General features: G+C 34.8%; 19 protein-coding genes. 5 read left to right on the forward strand and 14 right to left on the reverse strand.

Annotated elements, in window-relative coordinates; all coding sequences use genetic code 11:
* Window positions 1–150: 150 nt before the first annotated feature.
* Window positions 151–1305, forward strand: coding sequence for a glycosyltransferase family 4 protein (locus E4N74_RS06290; RefSeq protein ID WP_255819298.1), 1155 nt, complete (start codon window positions 151–153; stop codon window positions 1303–1305).
* A gap of 50 nt (window positions 1306–1355) precedes the next feature.
* Window positions 1356–2630, forward strand: a complete 1275-nt coding sequence (locus tag E4N74_RS06295; protein WP_044979538.1) for a glucose-1-phosphate adenylyltransferase — start codon at window positions 1356–1358, stop codon at window positions 2628–2630.
* A 35-nt stretch (window positions 2631–2665) separates the two neighbouring features.
* On the opposite strand, the gene E4N74_RS06300 is transcribed toward E4N74_RS06295, so the two are convergent.
* The 12 genes from E4N74_RS06300 to E4N74_RS06355 all read right to left on the reverse strand — a co-directional run bounded on the left by E4N74_RS06300 (window position 2666) and on the right by E4N74_RS06355 (window position 14874).
* A complete protein-coding gene (locus tag E4N74_RS06300) occupies window positions 2666–5164 on the reverse strand; it encodes an ATP-dependent Clp protease ATP-binding subunit (RefSeq protein WP_255804692.1) in 2499 nt (832 codons plus the stop codon).
* Window positions 5165–5172: 8 nt separating this feature from the next.
* On the reverse strand, window positions 5173–6246 hold the full coding sequence (locus E4N74_RS06305; RefSeq protein ID WP_255804693.1) for an ATP--guanido phosphotransferase: 1074 nt from the start codon (window positions 6244–6246) through the stop codon (window positions 5173–5175).
* Complete coding sequence (locus E4N74_RS06310) at window positions 6230–6730, reverse strand: UvrB/UvrC motif-containing protein (protein WP_255819299.1); 501 nt, start codon at window positions 6728–6730, stop codon at window positions 6230–6232. Before E4N74_RS06310 ends, E4N74_RS06305 begins: the two co-directional genes overlap by 17 nt.
* A gap of 7 nt (window positions 6731–6737) precedes the next feature.
* Window positions 6738–8075, reverse strand: a complete 1338-nt coding sequence (locus E4N74_RS06315) for an ABC transporter permease (RefSeq protein ID WP_255819300.1) — start codon at window positions 8073–8075, stop codon at window positions 6738–6740.
* Window positions 8072–8752, reverse strand: a complete 681-nt coding sequence (locus E4N74_RS06320) for an ABC transporter ATP-binding protein (protein ID WP_255804695.1) — start codon at window positions 8750–8752, stop codon at window positions 8072–8074. Before E4N74_RS06320 ends, E4N74_RS06315 begins: the two co-directional genes overlap by 4 nt.
* Window positions 8745–10025: an ABC transporter permease gene (locus E4N74_RS06325; RefSeq protein WP_255804696.1), complete on the reverse strand. Its 1281-nt coding sequence runs from the start codon at window positions 10023–10025 to the stop codon at window positions 8745–8747. The genes E4N74_RS06320 and E4N74_RS06325 overlap by 8 nt, the downstream gene beginning before the upstream one ends.
* 1 nt (window position 10026) lies before the next feature.
* Window positions 10027–10722, reverse strand: coding sequence for a hypothetical protein (locus E4N74_RS06330; protein WP_255819301.1), 696 nt, complete (start codon window positions 10720–10722; stop codon window positions 10027–10029).
* On the reverse strand, window positions 10723–11601 hold the full coding sequence (gene ftsY / locus E4N74_RS06335) for a signal recognition particle-docking protein FtsY (RefSeq protein WP_044979546.1): 879 nt from the start codon (window positions 11599–11601) through the stop codon (window positions 10723–10725).
* Window positions 11591–13138 (reverse strand): PEGA domain-containing protein, encoded by a 1548-nt coding sequence (locus E4N74_RS06340; protein WP_255819302.1) that lies wholly within the window; start codon window positions 13136–13138, stop codon window positions 11591–11593. Before E4N74_RS06340 ends, ftsY begins: the two co-directional genes overlap by 11 nt.
* Window positions 13135–13455 (reverse strand): response regulator, encoded by a 321-nt coding sequence (locus tag E4N74_RS06345; RefSeq protein WP_044979548.1) that lies wholly within the window; start codon window positions 13453–13455, stop codon window positions 13135–13137. Before E4N74_RS06345 ends, E4N74_RS06340 begins: the two co-directional genes overlap by 4 nt.
* Window positions 13452–14574, reverse strand: a protein-coding gene (gene prfB / locus E4N74_RS06350; RefSeq protein WP_255819303.1) for a peptide chain release factor 2 whose coding sequence is annotated in 2 segments (ribosomal slippage) — window positions 13452–14507 and window positions 14509–14574 — 1122 coding nt in all. Because the reading frame shifts where the segments join, the coding sequence is not laid out codon by codon here. Before prfB ends, E4N74_RS06345 begins: the two co-directional genes overlap by 4 nt.
* Window positions 14575–14592: 18 nt before the next feature.
* Window positions 14593–14874 (reverse strand): CRISPR-associated protein Cas2, encoded by a 282-nt coding sequence (locus tag E4N74_RS06355; protein WP_044979549.1) that lies wholly within the window; start codon window positions 14872–14874, stop codon window positions 14593–14595.
* Window positions 14875–15065: 191 nt separating this feature from the next.
* Between E4N74_RS06355 and E4N74_RS06360 the strand changes: the two genes are divergently transcribed.
* Entirely contained in the window at window positions 15066–15761 is a 696-nt protein-coding gene (locus E4N74_RS06360) for a DNA alkylation repair protein (RefSeq protein ID WP_044979865.1), read from the forward strand.
* A 23-nt stretch (window positions 15762–15784) separates the two neighbouring features.
* On the opposite strand, the gene E4N74_RS06365 is transcribed toward E4N74_RS06360, so the two are convergent.
* Together E4N74_RS06365 and E4N74_RS06370 are read right to left on the reverse strand one after the other, a co-directional pair.
* Complete coding sequence (locus E4N74_RS06365) at window positions 15785–16180, reverse strand: type II toxin-antitoxin system HicB family antitoxin (protein WP_255819306.1); 396 nt, start codon at window positions 16178–16180, stop codon at window positions 15785–15787.
* Window positions 16177–16353 (reverse strand): type II toxin-antitoxin system HicA family toxin, encoded by a 177-nt coding sequence (locus tag E4N74_RS06370; RefSeq protein ID WP_144242290.1) that lies wholly within the window; start codon window positions 16351–16353, stop codon window positions 16177–16179. Before E4N74_RS06370 ends, E4N74_RS06365 begins: the two co-directional genes overlap by 4 nt.
* A gap of 512 nt (window positions 16354–16865) precedes the next feature.
* Between E4N74_RS06370 and E4N74_RS06375 the strand changes: the two genes are divergently transcribed.
* Complete coding sequence (locus E4N74_RS06375) at window positions 16866–17063, forward strand: hypothetical protein (RefSeq protein ID WP_044979551.1); 198 nt, start codon at window positions 16866–16868, stop codon at window positions 17061–17063.
* A 1-nt stretch (window position 17064) separates the two neighbouring features.
* Entirely contained in the window at window positions 17065–17748 is a 684-nt protein-coding gene (locus E4N74_RS06380; protein WP_044979552.1) for a hypothetical protein, read from the forward strand.
* Window positions 17749–17780 lie beyond the last annotated feature (32 nt).

Below are 17780 nucleotides of genomic sequence, written 5' to 3' on the forward strand. Positions count from 1 at the left end.
TAGTTGGTCTTGCAGATTCTGTCAAGCACGGTTAGACATGTCACGGTCAAGACATGAACATTTAAAACACGATTAAGAGTTGTTGTCAAAAAAAATCATTTGTGATAGAATAAACCCGCCTATGATAAATTTTGATTGGAGCTATATAAAATGAAAATAGGAATTTTTACCGATTGCTATTACCCTCAAATAAACGGAGTTATAACCTCCACGATGAACTTACAAAAAGAATTGGAAAAACTTAATCACGAAGTATATATAATTACAACAACTTTCCCTGGGTTTAAGGATGAGGATGAAAAACATATTATACGCATTCCTTCAATTCCGTTCTTTAAATGGTCGGAATTTAGAATAGGATTATTTTTAAAACATACAAAGGCATACAATAAAGTAAAGGCTTTAAATTTCGATATAGTGCATACTCAAACGGAATTTTCTATGGGCAATTTCGGTACTTACATTGCTAAAGACCTTAATATTCCCTCATTGCACACATATCATACAGTTTATGAAGAATATACCCACTATATTTCTAATATTGGAAAAATGCCTTTAAAAAAAATAGTGCGAAAATTCTCAAAACATTATATTGCCCATTTTTCAGGAATTATAGCCCCCACAGAAAAAACAAAGGACTTGCTTTTAAGCTATGGAGTAAAAAATAAAATTTATGTTGTCCCCACAGGAATAAATCTTGAAAAATTTAAAAAAAGTTTTACTGACACCGAAATAGACAACTTATTAAAATCTTTTAATATAAAAAAAGATTCATTTAAAATTATATTTTTAGGAAGAATCTCAAAAGAAAAAAATATTGAAACTTTGATTAATATAATGCCTGAAATAATAAACAAAGATAAAAATATTCAATTAATTATTGTAGGTGACGGACCTGATAGATTAAAACTTGAAGAAAAAGCAAAAGATTTGAATTTAGAAGATAATGTTATATTTACAAATAGAATTCCAAACGACAAAGTTCCCATATATTATAAAATAGCAGATATATTTATAAGTCCGTCAAAAACGGAAACACAGGGACTAACTATTCTTGAAGCAATGGCTGCAGGGGTCCCCGTTTTGGTATATGATGACACAAATGTTAAGGGACTTGTGTTTCATAAAAAAAACGGTCTATTGTTTAAAGAAGACCATGAGCTTTTAGATAATATTAAATTTGCTTTACAAAACAAAGCAGAAATAAAACACTATGCAGAAGAAGCATTTAAGCTTGCCGATAATTTTTCGTCTGCTAACTTTGCAAAAAGAATAGAAAAAATTTATAAAGAATTAGTAAATTAGTCTGGTAAAATCTTAAAAAGCATTATATAATATTAGAGAGGGGGACGTCTATGACAAAAGTTCTTTCTATAATATTAGGAGGCGGAAAAGGAACACGTCTTTATCCGCTTACCATGCATCGATCTAAACCGGCTGTACCTTTTGGAGGCAAGCATCGGATTATCGATATTCCTCTTTCGAATTGTATAAATTCCGGTTTTAGGAATATTTATATTGTAACACAGTTTAACTCGGCATCTTTGCATATTCATATTGCAAAAGCCTACACTTTTGATACGTTTTCAAACGGATTTGTAGAGATTCTTGCAGCAGAACAAACTTTTGACAATACGGGCTGGTATGAAGGAACGGCCGACTCTATCAGAAAGAACCTTCATCATTTTAGACATCAAAATCCATCCCACTATTTAATTCTTGCAGGTGATCAGCTCTACCGTATGGACCTAAAAAAGTTTTTAGAATTTCACAATGAATCGGGCTCAGATATTACCGTGGCTTGCACCCCTGTGACAAGGGAAGACGCTTCAGGTTTCGGGATTATGAAGGTAAATGCGGATTCGGTAATTACCGAGTTCATGGAAAAACCGGGAACAGACAAAAACATAGATGATTGGAAAATCCCTGAAAAATCCCCTATCAAACCTGATGATCCTAATAAACTGTACCTTGCGTCAATGGGTATATACATTTTTAGTGCAAAGATTATGGAAGAGTGCCTAGACAGTGATTATACCGATTTCGGAAAAGAAGTTATTCCTGCAGCAATAAACAGCGGATACAAGGTCTCGGCTTTTCCTCATAACGGCTACTGGTCAGACATAGGAACAATAAAATCTTTCTATGATGCAACCCTTGACCTAACGGAGATAAAACCTAAATTCGACTTTTACGATGCTGAAAGGCCGATATACACCCATAACAGAAATTTACCGCCGTCAAAGGTAAACTATGCACACTTAAGCAGATCTATCTGCAGCGAAGGCTGTGTTATAACCAATTCCACAATAAATCATTCCGTAATAGGAGTCAGATCCATCATAGAAACGGGCAGCTTTGTAGAAGACTCTATCTGCATGGGAGCGGACTATTATGAAACACATGAGGAAAAAGAAGCTCGATTAAAAGAAGGCAGCCCCAGCTTGGGTATAGGAAATCATTGCAGAATACGTTCTGCAATAATCGACAAAAATGTACACATAGGTAATAACGTATCAATAGGTATGGACCAAATTCCGCCTGACGGAGACTACGGGTTTTATCATGTAATAGACGGAATCTATGTTATAATAAAAAATTCCATCATTCCGGATAATACGTCAATATAAAACTTTCCAGCCAAGGCCGGACTTGGCCATCAACATCAGTCGGATTCAGCTTCTAATCTGGCTGATGTGCTGTAGCTGTTTTCATAATCGTTATTTTCTTTAATGCTTATAGTTATATCATCGTCTTCTGCCGAAAAGTCAACAAAGGCTGTTTTTCCTTTTGAAAATTCTCCGTTTATTATTTTAATTGACAAAGCATCTTCTATCTTATTTTGAAGAAGCCTTCTCATAGGACGGGCACCATAGGCAGGGTCATAGCCCTTATCGGCAAAGAAGTCTTCAGCTTCCCTTGAAAGCTCTATAAATAACCCCTGCTTGGCGATTCTATCTTCAAATGTTTTAAGTTCAAGTTCTAATATTCTTTTAATATCATCCTTATCCAATGGCCTAAAAACCAGCATCTCATCAATTCTATTTATAAATTCGGGAGATAAAAATTTTTTTATTTCGTTAAGAGCACTTGCTCTTATTTCAGAGTATGCCATAACTCCATCTCCTGTAAGATTAAAGCCCAGCTGCTGCTCCTTTATTATCGATTTAGATCCGGCATTGCTTGTCATAATTACAACGGTATTTTTAAAATTTACAAGATAGCCTTGGCTGTCTCTAAGCTCCCCCTCTTCCAGAATTTGCAAAAGAATATTAAATACATCAGGATGAGCTTTTTCTATTTCATCTAAAAGCAAAACAGAATACGGATTACGCCTTATCTTCTCTGTCAAAAATCCGCCGGACTCAAAGCCGACATATCCAGGAGGGGCGCCTATAAGTTTGGCCGCATTATGTTTTTCCATGTAATCACTCATGTCCACACGGATTAAGGCTTCCTTTGTGCCGAATAAAAATTCTGCCAGAGTTTTTGCAAGAAGAGTTTTACCTACACCGGTGGGCCCTAAAAATAAAAATGAACCTATGGGTCTATCAGGGGAGGAGATTCCTGCTCGGGAACGCCTTATAGCATTAGCAAGAAGAGAAACAGGTTCATCCTGACCTATGACCGTTTTTTTTAATTCTTCTTCCATATGCAGCATTCTTTCAACTTCATCTTGACCTAAACTGTTTACAGGAATATCCGTCATCATTGAAACAACGTCGGTTATATCCTTTTCAGTAACGTAAGAAATAGGATTTTGATAATCGTTTATCCACTTATTTTTGACATGATATAGATCATGCTTTAAATCCAATACTTCATCTCTAATCAAGGCAGCTTTTTCATAGTTTTGCATCTCAACCAATTCGGATTTTTCTGCCAACAAAAAATTAATTTTTTCTTCTATTTCAAAAAGCTCGCTCGGTTTTTTATCAATTATAATTTTTTTCATTGCACCGGCTTCATCCAAAACATCAATAGCCTTATCAGGAAAAAATCTGTCGGGAATATATCTCTTTGCATACTCAATTATCTTTGTAACCGTTTCCGGTTCATAAATTACATTGTGGTGTTCTTCGTATTTGTGTTTTATACCGCATATTATATCAAAGGTTTCTTGTGCATCAGGTTCTTTTACGGATATAACTTGAAAACGGCGTTCAAGGGCTAAGTCATTTTTAAAAAACCTTCTATATTCATCTATTGTTGTAGCCCCAATACATTGTATTTCTCCTCGTGCAAGAACAGGTTTTAAAATATTGGCAGCATCCATAGCTCCTTGCGATCCACCCGTGCCTATCAGGGTGTGAATTTCATCTATAAATAAAATTATATTTTTATTTTCTTTTACCTCATTTATAATCTGCTTTAACCGCTCTTCAAACTGGCCTCGGTACTTTGTACCCGCAATTACCGAAGCCAAATCCAGTGAAATTATGTTTTTGTTAAGAAGATTATGCGGAACATTGTCATTGATAATTGCAAAGGCTAATCCTTCAACAATGGAGGTTTTACCTATTCCGGGCTCCCCGACCAGAATAGGATTATTTTTTGTACGGCGGGAAAGTATTTGAATAAGTCTTTTTATTTCTTTTTCTCTGCCTATTATAGGGTCAAGAGAACCCGATTTAACCGTTTCAGTAAGATTGCGGCCGAATTCCAAGAGAGCCGAATTTTTGTTTTTTATGCTGTCGGATGTCTTGCTTACTTTAGCCGATACTGTTTGATCTATTAATTTTAAGACTGCAATTCTTATATCTTCCGTTAAGATACCGTACCTCATAAAAAATTCGGAAATTATCGAATTTTCTTCTCTAACAAGTGCAATAAGAATATGTTCTGTCCCTACAACACTGTGTCGCATAGTTCTGGCTTCTATGGTAGCAAGATCAATCAAAGTCTTAATTCTTCGAGAAGGAGGAATTTCGCCTATAATTCTATCGCCGCTGCGAACCGGAATATTTTGTTCTATAAATAACTGTAAATTCAAAATGTCTATATTTAACCGTTGCAGAATTAAATAAGCACGGCCAACCTTGTTTCTGATAAGAGCAGACAAAATATGCTCCGGTTGAAAAAGGTCTGCATTAACCCGTCTTGCCTCTTGTTGGCCGAAAAGAGTAAGCAGCTTATGAGCATCTTGTGAAAGACCTTGACACATATAACACCTCACATTATAATTCGGACTTTTGAACATAGTTCTTGAATGATATGAGCCCGATATTCTTCAATCGAGTAATCATTTAAGGCCTTATCGGATAGCAGCATATTACTGTTAAGCATCAAAAAGGCAAGATGCCCCATCTGAGCTTTAAAAACCATAGAATTACATTCTTCATTAGTAATACCCGTAATTAAGCCTAAATTTAAGCCCAATTTAATTTTAAAAACTATATCCGCCGCTTCCTTAAAGTCCATAAGTTTTGCAGCTTGAGATAAGGCAAGAGACCTCCTAAGCATATCTTCAAGTTTTAAAGTATTTTCATTTAAAAAAGTTTGTCTTAAATCTCTTTCCATTTTTATTATTTCATTTAAGCTCGAAATAAAGTCCATAATTTGGGTATCCTCATTATCTCCCGTCGATACGGCAGTTGAAATCAAAAAAAGGGCTCCTATAGAATTTTTTGAGCTGGGAGAAAAATAGCCTGCAACATTAAGATTATTTTTCTTCGTTAGTTCCAAAACATAAGCTATGGAATTTGAATATAATATTCCGGGCAGAGAACATAAAACCGAAAATTTTAAGCCGGTACCTATTCCCGTAATATCGGAAGATAAAAAACCTATTTCTTTATCTTCTGAAAATATAATTTTTTTCCGCATTTCCAATTCTATGGAGGAAGACCTTGCATATACGTCTTCAGTATCCAATCCAGAGGTAAAAGAAGATATATTTATATGATCTTCAAGATTTAAACCTACATAGAGAGAACCGTTTTCATGCATTATTACAGCTTTTTCCGATTTTGCAGGCATATCCGTAAAAAGGACTCCTTTTTCTTCAAGCAATTTTACGGAAAGAGGGCCTATGGATTTAAGTTTTAATTTTTTAAAATAAGCGGCATCTTTTAAAGAATCAAAAAAAGAAAAAACAAGCGAAATCACATCAGAAGAATCTGCAGTATCTATTTTATTAGGAAATAAAAAACCCGATATATTGCGTGCCAGATTGCAACGGCTATATAGGGCAACGTCGGTATCGGGACCGCCTTCTGCATACCAGCCGTCATACTTTGAGATCATTTTTCTTCTCCAAAGCTTTAAGCTCATCCCGCAAAGCGGCTGCCGTTTCATAATCTTCAATTTCGACGGCTTCCTTGAGCTTTTGGCGAAGTTCTTCACAGCAATTTTTTTCTTTAAAAGAATTATCTGAAGAACCTTGTAAAAGTCCCAAATATCTTAGATTTTTCTTTTTTTGTCCCAATATTTCCAAAATTTCGGCTCTAAAAAATGAAAAACATTCGGCACATCCTATTTTTTGCTTAGATTTTATATCGCTTAAAGACTGACCGCAAACAGGGCATTGAGCATATTTTTTGTCTTCGGACATGCTTGTATCGCTATTTTCCAAGAGTTTGGTTATAGAAATATCAATATTTTCAGAAAACATACCGAACCCAAGACGCCGCGAGCAGCTCAGACAAAGATAAATATGTTTAGTAACAACGTCTGTAACTTGTTCCACAGAAACTTTAGCCTCATTTAACTTACATATATCGCAAATCATAACATCCTCATAACTTTCTCATAATTTCTATAGGCTTTTCTTTTCCTGCTCTTACTGCAGGAACCAAACAAACTACTACAGATAATATTAACATAGAAACGGCTATTATGTAAAGATCAAAAAGGTTTAATTTTACAGGAATATATTCCAAATAATATGCAGGGTCTAAAAGATGAATTTCAAGCGGCTTTCCTGTTCCGTTAAAGAAGCTATAAAAAAAATTTTGAAGATAGTTTAAAATTTTTTCTACATAGTCAAATATTTCGTTTATATGTAAGGCCGTCAAAATCCCTAAGGGCATCCCCAAAATGATACCGCCCAAACTTGTTAAAAGGCCGGCAAGTAAAAAAGCAAGGCTTATAGACGAAGGATGAGCTCCGGCAGCTTTGAGTATGGCTATTTCCCGCCGTCTTTCCATAACAAGCATAACAATAGCAGATGAAATATTGGCAGAAGCGACTAAAACAATCAAAAACATTATAAACATCAATATATTTTTTGTGGTCTTAAAAGAAACAAAAGAAGAACGGTTTAAATCGGACCAAGCATATATCGAAAAATTTTCCGGTAATATTGAGCTTAATTTAAATTGAAGAGCCTGCATCTTATCTTCATCAAATGGGTCCTTAGTCGAAATTAGTATTGAGGTTAAAGAAGAAGCCATCGGCATAATCTTCAAACCTTCCTCTAAGGGGATAAAAACCCATAAGGCATCCAGCTCTTGATAACCTGAAGATATAAGGCCTGAAATTTTAAATAAACTTACACGGGGAATTGTTTTACCTTTTTCATTTTTGTTTAAAGTTATAATCCTGCATGTATCTCCTACTTTTAAGCCGAGTTTTTCAGCTATTTTTGAACCCAAAACGGCAGACTTATTATTTTCAAATTCCAAAGAACCGGATATGACCTTTATCAGATTACAAGCTCTACTATTTTGAGTAAAAAACTCAGGCTCTACTGCACGGATAGTACCTCCGCTTCTTCCGTTTTTACCGATAACCAAACCGTTTCCCTGCCTTTCAATCCAAGCATTTTCAACAAAGTCATCTTTATTAAAATCAAGAATCAATGAGCGCACATTTTTTTCGGTTTCGGCATTTTTATAACTTGCGATAGGCCTCATATCTATAGCTTGCAGATGTCCTGTTCCAAGCTCGATTGTTCGGGAAGTTATTCCTTGAATCATACCGTCAGAGACAACTAAAACGACAATGAGGGGAATTATACTTATGCCTATACCTAAAACGGCACCGAATAAACTTTTACGTGCATTGGAAACCGTTTTTCCTGAACCTATACCTAAAAATCTAAATGCCATTTTTATAAAGACGAAATTTTTCATACTTCTTCCAAATTTCCCTTGTAAAGTTTATAAGAAATGTCCGTCATTGATGCGATATTTTGATCGTGGGTAACAAGAACCAAAGTTTTTTTGTGTTTATCTACTACTGAAAATAAAAGATTTTGAACAGTCTCGGCATTGGAAGGATCTAAGTTTCCCGTAGGCTCATCGGCAAGAATAAGTGACGGACTATTTATCAAAGAACGGGCAACTGCAACCCTCTGCCTTTCGCCTCCCGACAGCTGAGACGGAAAATGATTTTTGCGTTCGGCCAATTTTACATCCTCTAAAAGGGAGAGAGCCTTTTCTTTTATTTCTTTTTTCGGTCTGCCTGCAATAAGGGCGGGAAGCATCACGTTTTCAAGAGCCGTAAAATCCTTTAATAAATAATGAAATTGAAAAACCAGACCTAAAAACGAGCTTCGATATTCGGTAAGAGATTTTTCATCAAGGGAATGAACTTTATAAGCACCTGCAATAATCTCACCGCTGTCTGCCGATTCAAGACCGCCCAGTATATTTAAAAAGGTACTTTTACCCGAACCGGATTCACCTGTAATCGAAATCTTTTTCCCTTCTTCAATAGAAAAATTCAGTTTATCGAATATTACAAGTTTTTCGCTTGCCGAAGAAAATATTTTGGTTAAACCTGAAATTAAAACTATATCCCTACTCATAGCGTAATACCTCCGCCGGCTTTAATTTTAATATCCGTCTCGCAGCTATCATAGCCGCTGCGGATGAGGAAAAAATGCCGAACAAAAAAATCAATAAAATTTCATTAAAAAATATTCTAACCGGAACGGTCTCCATGTAAAAATAGACAGGACTAAAAACGGCAAAATCCGCATCGGACGAATTTTGAAACAATACGGACACAAAATTCAAAATCGAATTTACTGCATTTTCTATTAAATTAAAAATAGAATTTATTTGAACCGAGAGCAAAAGTCCCAATAAAAGACCGGCACTTGCACCTATCAAACCTATTGTAAAACCGTTTGCAATAAAAAGGGCCTGTATATGTTTGGAGTAAGCACCAAGAGAAGCAAGAACGGAAATTTCTTCTCTCCTTTCATAAATGGAACGCCTCATTCCGTTGTAAATATTAACCGACACAACCAAAAAAATTAAAATAACCAAAAGCATCATCATATTTTTTTCTATTCTAAGAGCACCGAAAAAAGCATGATTATAAGTGCGCCATGATTCCGATTTTAAATTAAGGGATGCAGCATTTAGGGAAGATATATAGGAAGCATCATTGTTTTGATTTTGCAGCTTGACTGAGGCATAGAGCTTCGATTCTTTTCCGAATAACTTTTCTCCGTTTTCTAAAGACATAAAGGCAAAAGAAGAGTCGACCTCATAATATCCCGTTTTAAAAATACCTGTAACAATTAAGTCTTGATTTTCAGGAAAAAGACTTGTTTCGGATGAGCCTGAAACGGCTATGATATTTACATTGTCCCCTACTTTTATCCCGATTTGGCGGGCTAATTCATAACCTAAAACTACCGCATTTTCTTTTGAAATGTTAAAGGAACCTGAAGACATTTTTAACGCATCGGCAAGCTCTTTATCTTTTTGCATTATATCTTCTTCCACTGAACGGATTAAAACACCGTGCTGTTTACCGTAATTTCCCTGCATAAGAGTTTGCGATTCTTGAAACACAAAAAAGGCCTTATGGAGTTTTAAATTTTCGGCTTTTTTTAGGTCATCTATTTCGCCGTACAACCTTATATGCCCCGAACTAACTTGTAAAATTGTATCTATGTATCCCATCTGGAGACCGTTCATTATGGATAGAACAACAGTCAAGACCATTACGCCGAAGGCAATCCCCAAAATAGAAAAAAGAGTGGAGATGGAAGAGCGCCCCTTTGTATCTGCAGAATTAAAACGATGTAAAACAAAAAAAATCCATCCATAACTATTTTTTTTCATTTTAAGTTTCTTCCTCCACAACACCGATTTCTTTTCCGTACTCGAATAAATGAACTATTTTTTTATCCGTCATATATTCCGTATAAGAAATTTTATTTCCGTTTATAAAGTCGGTTTTAGATTTTATTTTATTTTCATTTCCGTATTCATATTTTGAAATATATTCGGTTCCTTCTTTTTTTAAAAAAGATTCGATCAATAAATTATTTTCATTATAAGTATAAATATTTTTTTCAAGTTCGTTTTTACCTTCTGCATCATAAATGTTTTTTTCCGTTTCCATTCTTTTTTTATTATATTTTATTTTGATAAGTTTATCCGATAAAAAAATATCGCAAGAATCAAGATAACTTTCTTTGTAGGTATATGTTTTTTTTTCTATGAGCTTATCTTTTTCATATAGAACGGAAAGAAGAGGTCTGCCGTGGTCATCAAGTTCTTCAAAAAACCATCGGTCTCCGAAACCGGTTGTAAGCCCTGAGCTTTGAATAGAGTAAAATCCGTTATCGGGTTCTTCTTCAGTTTTTTTAGCTTCATCTTCTTCAGCAATTTTTTTTTCTTCGGATTTAGTTTTATCTTCTTCAGCATTTTCTACGGGAATTTTATTTTTAACATCATCGGCATTTTCCGTTCCGTCTGCAAAAATAAAAAGAGAAAAAACAAGTAAAAAAGGAAAAAACGTTTTTTTAAAATTCATTTATATTTTTCCGATAAATTCCTTTACATAGCTTTCGGCGGAAAACGGCGATATATTTTCATATTTTTCACCCGTTCCTACAAAAACCATAGGAAGATTAAGCTCTTTTCCTACAGTAACGGCAACACCGCCCTTTGCTGTAGAGTCATACTTTGTTAAAAAAACGGCATCAACTCCTATCGCTTCGTGAAAAACTTCGGCTTGCCTTAAACCGTTTTGACCGGTAGTTGCATCCAATACCAGTATCTTTTTATAGCAGCCTTCAGAAGCCTTTGTTTTTGCAATCCGGTCTATTTTTTGAAGCTCCCTAACCAGATTTTCCTTATTATGAAGCCGCCCTGCCGTATCTGCAAGAACAAGGCCTCCGCCTGAGGCAGCCATAGCATCTCCTGCATCAAAGATAACTGCACCCGGATCCCCCCCGTGCTGATGAGCGACAACTCTCACATCATTTTTTTCACCGTGAAATTTCAGCTGTTCGATTGCAGCAGCCCTAAAGGTATCTCCCGCAGCCAAAATAATAGGAATGCCGGATTTTTCTTTATAATAATGAGCCATCTTTCCTATAGATGTTGTCTTTCCAACTCCGTTTACACCTAAAACAAGGTAAATGGAAACCTTGCCTGCTTCAGGATTTAAGGAACAGACCTTTACATAGGGTAATAAAATTTTGTAAAGAGAATTTAAAACATCTTCTTCAGAAACAAGTTTTTCTCTTTTACAAATTTCCCGTAAGGCCTTTTCAATTTCAAGAGCGGTTTTTGGCCCAATATCACCTTCGATTAAAGTATCCGTTAATTCTTCAAAAAAGGTCTCATCAGGCCCCTTATATAAACCGAACAATTTTTTTAATCCGTCGGCAAAACTTTTATTTTTCATTTTTATTCTCCTCGGCATTAATGGTAACATCATTATCCGTTTTAACTTCAGAATAAACAGGCTCGGCATAATCTGGTTTTATTTTTCTTGGCAATGCCTTATCCGTTTTTACAAGATAAATTATCAATTGAATAAAATAATTTACACCCAAAACAATAGTAATACCTTGAAAAACATTTTGAGTCATTCCAAATCTGTTTATACGGTCAACCTCGGACTGTGCATAGGGAAGTTTACGGTTTTGAAAAGCATATATTTGGTCATCTAAACTTGCTTTTAAAATCATAGTTATGGGCAGGCTTATGTAAAAAGCGCCTAAAGACCAATACAATATTTTTCTTTGAGTTTCAATGGAATCTTTTATGTTTTTTTTGTTTAATTTTATAATCATATTTCTAACATTATTCGATAAAAGAATATCCGGAGAGGGTTCAAAAAAACCGAAGGTATGAACTCCTTTTTCTTCAAACTCTAAAATAGACTTTGTTTTGGGCAAATCTATAATACCAGGTATCCTAATAGAATATCGGGATTTAAAAAATAAATCGGGCGCGGCACTTTTTAGATTAAAACCGATTTTTAAAGTTTCAGCTTGTTTTAAATTTATTTTCAAGGTATATGAGTCTTTATCTTTTAATTCTATTTTTTTTGTTTCTTCAACATAATTTTCCGCAGAAGCGCTTACTTGATAAACACCTTCACGCAAAATTACGGGCTTTAAAAAATCATTTATCAATTTACTGTCAATATAAACTTTTGCATTTTTAGGACTTACATCAAAAAATATTTTAACTTCTTTTGTATTTTGTATAATTGTGTATATTTGGCGGGCAATAGTTTCAACAACAGTTTCAACATCATCATATCTCCCTGCTCCTGAGAATTCGTAAACCTTCATTCCGGGAAGACCTGTATCCAAATAAGCGGTTATTACCATGTAGCCTGAAATATCTTTTACCGATCCGTAAATAATGGCCGATATGTTTTCTTTTTTTAAATTTTCACCTAAATTAGAATTTTCCGGTATTTTATATAAAGTTTCTCCATGCTTCCACAAACTTATAGCTTTAGGATCACCGGAAGTAAAAAAACGGGTATCTTCTATTTTTATGTCTATGTCGGCAGCATAAATATCTTTTTCTTTTTTTAAAATTTCTTCTTTAAGTTTTTTTTCTTTTTCGTCTTTAGTTTTTTTGTCTTCAACCGATAAAAAAAGGTCATCCCTGTCTTTGATAAGTTTTGCTCTTTCTTTTATAAGTCTAAGTTTTTTATTTGAAACTTCCATCAGAGCTCTCATTTTTTTTTCTTCAAATGGAACTATTCTTTTTGCTCCTGTGTCCATATAAATTAAAAACATTTCAGGCACTATTGTTTTATAACTTTGATAAGAAGACGGAAGGTCTTCCGTTTTAAATTCCGAAACGGCAATAGTCCAATCGGAATTGGGATTTTCACTCTTTTGGGCACACAAATCAAAAGACATAAAAAAAAGTATAAATAATATAAAAGAAGTTTTAACCCTAGAAAAAAAAATCATAAGCAGTTTATAACTCCTTTTTCGGTAAAGGGACGCAGTAAAAAATCCGCAGCTCCGCATATAAGGGATTTTTCAACCAGATTTTCATCCCCGATGGAAGCAACTGCAACAAATTGGGTCTCGGGGCTCCTTTGTCTAAAAATAGCCGTATCCGTAAAAAGGCCTGCATCAAAAAAAACAAGCCTGACATTTTCATTTATTAACGTATTTATAAGAGATGCCTGAGGTAATATCTTAACAGCCTCTTTTACATGAGAACAGCATATCATTCTTATTTGAGATGCTAAAAATTCCGACTTGCATACAATGCAGATCATAGAGCTTCGTCCTCATCAATGCTCATATCTTCGATTTTTGTGTTTAAAAAACTGTTTATAAATTCGTCTATACCGCCGTCCATTACTGCTTGAATATTTCCCGTTTCACATTTTGTGCGGTGGTCCTTTACCATTGTATAAGGCTGAAAAACATAAGACCTTATCTGGTTCCCCCATGATATGCCTTTTTTTTCGGCTGCAAATTTCATATTTTCTTTTTCTTTTTGTTCTTCATAATAATTATAAAGTCTTGATTTTAGAACATTCATAGCGGTGGCCTTGTTGCTGATTTGGCTCCTCTGTGTTTGACAGGCTACAACTATTCCGGTAGGAATATGGGTAATACGCACAGCCGAATCGGTTTTGTTTACATGCTGGCCTCCGGCTCCTCCTGCACGGTAGGTATCAATACGCAAGTCTTCAGGGCGTATGTCCACCTCTATTGTATCATCAAGAACAGGAAAAACAAAAACTGAGGTAAAAGATGTATGTCTCCTCCCGTTGGAATCAAATGGGCTGATACGTACCAGCCTATGAATCCCCGTTTCACTTTTTAAAAGACCAAATGCAAAATCTCCTGAAATTTGAAAAGTCGCAGATTTAATTCCGCCTTCGGCTTCAATAAGGTCTATTGTTTCTGTTTTAAAACCTCTCGATTCACACCAGCGTAGATACATGCGCACAAGCATACTGGCCCAATCGCAGGCCTCCGTCCCGCCTGCCCCTGCGTGGACTGTAAGATAAGCATCGTTTTTATCGACTTCTCCGGAAAGTAAGCTCAATATGCTTAATTTTTTATATTTTTCATAAATAGAGTTGTAAGTTTCTTCAACTTCATTAGATAGCTCGTCATTTTCAGATTCTTCAGAAAGCTCCATTAAAACTTCCAAATCCGAAATCTCATCCATAAGCTCCTGCCAAGGATAAATTCTATTTTTGAGAGCCTTTATTTCTCCCATAATTTTTTCGGCCCTTTTACTGTCATTCCAAAAATCAGGAGCCAGTGTTAGAGCCTCCTTTTCTGTAATTTTCGCCTTTACCGCATCAGAGTCAAAGACGCCCCCAAATATCATAAATATCGTTTTTTAAGTCTTCCAAATTCGATCTATAATCTTCCATAAAGTTTAAATTCTCCAATTACTTTGCAGGCGGGCGGACAAGCACCCTCCTCCATTTTTTTTTATAAAGCGTAGTTACGGCAAGCACCTCTTGAATAGGGTATTGGTAAAGGCGGACTATATCATAATAGTCGGTAACGCGGTCTATATCCTGCTTTAAGGTAACAAGGCCTTCATCATTGATTGTTACCGATTCCCAACAGGCATGCTGAACCCTTTCAAAGCCGTTGGCCGTTAGGACTTCTGCGAGATGAGAAGCCGATTCCTTCCCTCCCGGGTCTATAACAACTGAAACAAACATAAGGATAGAATACGACAAAAGAGAAAAATTGTCAAACCCCTTTCAATAGTTTTAACATATTTTAAATGGAACCTCTAAAAACCTATGTTTTAGAGTCTTACCTTAAATTTAATTTTTCCAACCGTTCTTATCTCGCTCTTATCTCGCTCTTAGCCTCGACAAAAATTTAAAAAAGCGGTATAATGCCCGTAATGAAAAAAACACTAATTCAAACTAAACTTTTTTCTTTTGAAGATAAAAAGTACAAGGACTTTAATAAAAAGCTGATTCCCAATATTGACGAAAATACGATGATAGGAATCAGAACTCCAGTCTTGCGTAAATTTGCAAAAGATTTTTTTAGAGCCGAACCGGAACAGGTTTCGGCCTTTATGAAGGAAGTGCCTCACAAATATTTTGAAGAAAACAACCTGCACGGCTTTTTTATTGAAAACATAAAAGATTTTGATGAGGCGGTAAAAGAAACGGAAAAATTTTTACCATATATCGACAACTGGGCAACCTGCGACAGCTTCTCTCCTAAGATATTTAAAAAGCACCATGAAGAAATTTACAAAAAAATTTTGATATGGATAAAATCAAAGCACACCTATACCGTTAGGTACGCTATAGGTCTTTTATTATCGAATTATCTTGATGAATATTTTAAACCTGAAATGTTGGAGCTTGTTTCAAAAATCAGATCCGATGAGTACTATGTAAATATGATGATAGCTTGGTATTTTAGCTTTGCCCTCATCAAGCAATACAAAACGACCCTCCCCTACATCGAAAACAAAAAGCTTGATACTTTCACTCACAACAAGGCTATTCAAAAAGCCATCGAAAGCTACCGAATTACGAAAGAAGTAAAGGAGCTTTTAAGGGGGATGAAGGTGGAGGGTTAAGGCTTATGTTAGCCGTTCTTCTACTACACCCTAATCTTCAATTTTGCTTTAAGAGCATTTTGCAATTCTTGCGAAAAATTAAGATTGGCAGTTTCGGCAGCTTCTGCAAGCCATGCGGGAAGCGATACATTTTTTCGCACAGCCCTAGAATATGTCATAGCTTGATATTTTTTTGTATCAGCTTTGATAATAGAAAGTGTATCATTTTGAGTATGTATAATTTTCTGTTGAGGTGTCGCATTAGGAATATCAAAGCCTTCATCTTCTGCAACACAAAGCCAAGCTGACATTGCATCCTCCATTTGCTTTATTGCATCCTGTAAGTTTTTACCGGTTGTTATGCAGCCTTTAAGGTCAGGTACCCGTGCATACACCTTATCCTTTTCTTCCGTAAAAATAGCAGTATAAACATATTTCATTTTTTAGCTCCATATTCAATCTCTTTTTGAATGTACCGCAAGTCATTTTTATCAAAACTATGTCTTTTAAGCGGAATAGAACATCTTAACTCGGTGTTATAATATATATCGTGATTTGCTCCATGCCGTTTTAAAAAATACCCTGCTTTTTCTAATGCTTTTATCGCCTGCATTCGTTCATATTAGAAGTATACACAATTATTACACATTCCGTCAAGATTATTTTCTCACCCAAAAATTCTCAAATTCAAGACTGTCAAATTCAAGACTTGACAAATCATCGTTTATATATTAGTATAGCCTTATGGTAAACTTAATTTTAAACGGCTTGCAATTTAATTTTTCTCAAAGCTCAAATTTGGAGCTGAAAAATACAGAGAAAAATGTTAGCCTAAGTTTACCCCCCCCCCATTTTCTCTATTAGTTCTAATATCTCTAATCAGTAGATTTTTATCTTATTTTTATTCTTATATAAAGAATTCTTTTTGCAAAATAATTAAACTGCAAATAAGGCAAGAAGAATTTAAAATATATGGTAATACTATATTCTTTTACAAATTTTTTAATTACACAAATTTTTATAATCGAAGATATGTTAGGTTGGCGAGTTATTCTCTTGAAGAAAAACTTGTGCGGAACCAATTTGATATCTCTTCGGAAAAAAATAAAATCATAGGAGGATTTTATGAGTAAAGGGTTGATTGCTGCTGAAGCGTTGATTGACGCTGCAATTGAGTATGATTCTTCTGTATTGAAAAATAAGGAGATTCTTGTTGAAAAAGTGCTTAAAGCTGTAAATTCAGTTTTGAGTTCATCTTCTAAATATGTAAATGAAGGAGCTCATTTAAAGTGTTATGTTAAACAGTATTTGGAGGACAAATAATATGAAAAAAACAGTTCTATTTTTTATTATTTCTTTATTTGTAAGTTTTTCAATTTTCTCACAGAGTTCTGATTCTGATTATATCCATGAATATCTTTCAAAAGAATCATCATGTAAAAGTGGAGCAATAACTGATACTTATGGATATGTTGTATTGTCAGGAAGAAAGTATGCAGCATGGTCAGGTATTCCACGATCATTGGCAGAGTATTTGCAGAATGAACTTAATGCTGGAAGGGTTATAGATGATATTTGCTTAACCGAAAAAGGTTCATGGTATTGTGTTGGTGACAAACTTTATGGAGAAGGATGTCCACAAAGTATGCATGATGAAATTAGCGAATATCTAAAAAAAGGAGATAGGATAAACTGTGTTACTTTCAATGATTATGGTGAATGGATGGTAATTACAGATAATCATTTTTCTGCATCTGATGATTATATTCTAGATATTATGAAAGAAGTATCAAAAAAATATGGTTTTATACATGCTGCTTCAATGAATAATCAAGGATTAATCATCGTAGGAAATGATGGTTTTCAATCAAAAGGTAATATTCCAGATTCTTTAGACAAATATTTAAGGTATGATCAATCATTTGACATAAAATACATTAAATTTACAGAAAACGGATCATGGCTTGTTACTGATGGATATTCTAAATATGCATATTCCCTTTACTAAGTCTTACAAGAATATATTATCCTAGTTTCTTT

Origin of the sequence: Treponema putidum, from assembly GCF_024401155.1 — a bacterium.
Lineage (GTDB): Bacteria > Spirochaetota > Spirochaetia > Treponematales > Treponemataceae > Treponema_B > Treponema_B putidum.

Coding starts and splice junctions, on each gene's coding strand:
- E4N74_RS06305 (WP_255804693.1), bottom strand. CDS start 6,246: ATGATCTCAAAGTATGACGGCTGGTATGCAGAAGGCGGTCCCGATACC.
- E4N74_RS06300 (WP_255804692.1), bottom strand. CDS start 5,164: ATGTGTCAAGGTCTTTCACAAGATGCTCATAAGCTGCTTACTCTTTTC.
- E4N74_RS06355 (WP_044979549.1), bottom strand. CDS start 14,874: ATGTTTGTTTCAGTTGTTATAGACCCGGGAGGGAAGGAATCGGCTTCT.
- E4N74_RS06365 (WP_255819306.1), bottom strand. CDS start 16,180: ATGAAATATGTTTATACTGCTATTTTTACGGAAGAAAAGGATAAGGTG.
- ftsY (WP_044979546.1), bottom strand. CDS start 11,601: ATGAAAAATAAAAGTTTTGCCGACGGATTAAAAAAATTGTTCGGTTTA.
- E4N74_RS06290 (WP_255819298.1), top strand. CDS start 151: ATGAAAATAGGAATTTTTACCGATTGCTATTACCCTCAAATAAACGGA.
- E4N74_RS06310 (WP_255819299.1), bottom strand. CDS start 6,730: ATGATTTGCGATATATGTAAGTTAAATGAGGCTAAAGTTTCTGTGGAA.
- E4N74_RS06375 (WP_044979551.1), top strand. CDS start 16,866: ATGAGTAAAGGGTTGATTGCTGCTGAAGCGTTGATTGACGCTGCAATT.
- E4N74_RS06325 (WP_255804696.1), bottom strand. CDS start 10,025: ATGAAAAAAAATAGTTATGGATGGATTTTTTTTGTTTTACATCGTTTT.
- E4N74_RS06295 (WP_044979538.1), top strand. CDS start 1,356: ATGACAAAAGTTCTTTCTATAATATTAGGAGGCGGAAAAGGAACACGT.
- E4N74_RS06380 (WP_044979552.1), top strand. CDS start 17,065: ATGAAAAAAACAGTTCTATTTTTTATTATTTCTTTATTTGTAAGTTTT.
- E4N74_RS06315 (WP_255819300.1), bottom strand. CDS start 8,075: ATGAAAAATTTCGTCTTTATAAAAATGGCATTTAGATTTTTAGGTATA.
- E4N74_RS06370 (WP_144242290.1), bottom strand. CDS start 16,353: ATGCAGGCGATAAAAGCATTAGAAAAAGCAGGGTATTTTTTAAAACGG.
- E4N74_RS06320 (WP_255804695.1), bottom strand. CDS start 8,752: ATGAGTAGGGATATAGTTTTAATTTCAGGTTTAACCAAAATATTTTCT.
- E4N74_RS06360 (WP_044979865.1), top strand. CDS start 15,066: ATGAAAAAAACACTAATTCAAACTAAACTTTTTTCTTTTGAAGATAAA.
- E4N74_RS06345 (WP_044979548.1), bottom strand. CDS start 13,455: ATGATCTGCATTGTATGCAAGTCGGAATTTTTAGCATCTCAAATAAGA.
- E4N74_RS06330 (WP_255819301.1), bottom strand. CDS start 10,722: ATGAATTTTAAAAAAACGTTTTTTCCTTTTTTACTTGTTTTTTCTCTT.
- E4N74_RS06340 (WP_255819302.1), bottom strand. CDS start 13,138: ATGATTTTTTTTTCTAGGGTTAAAACTTCTTTTATATTATTTATACTT.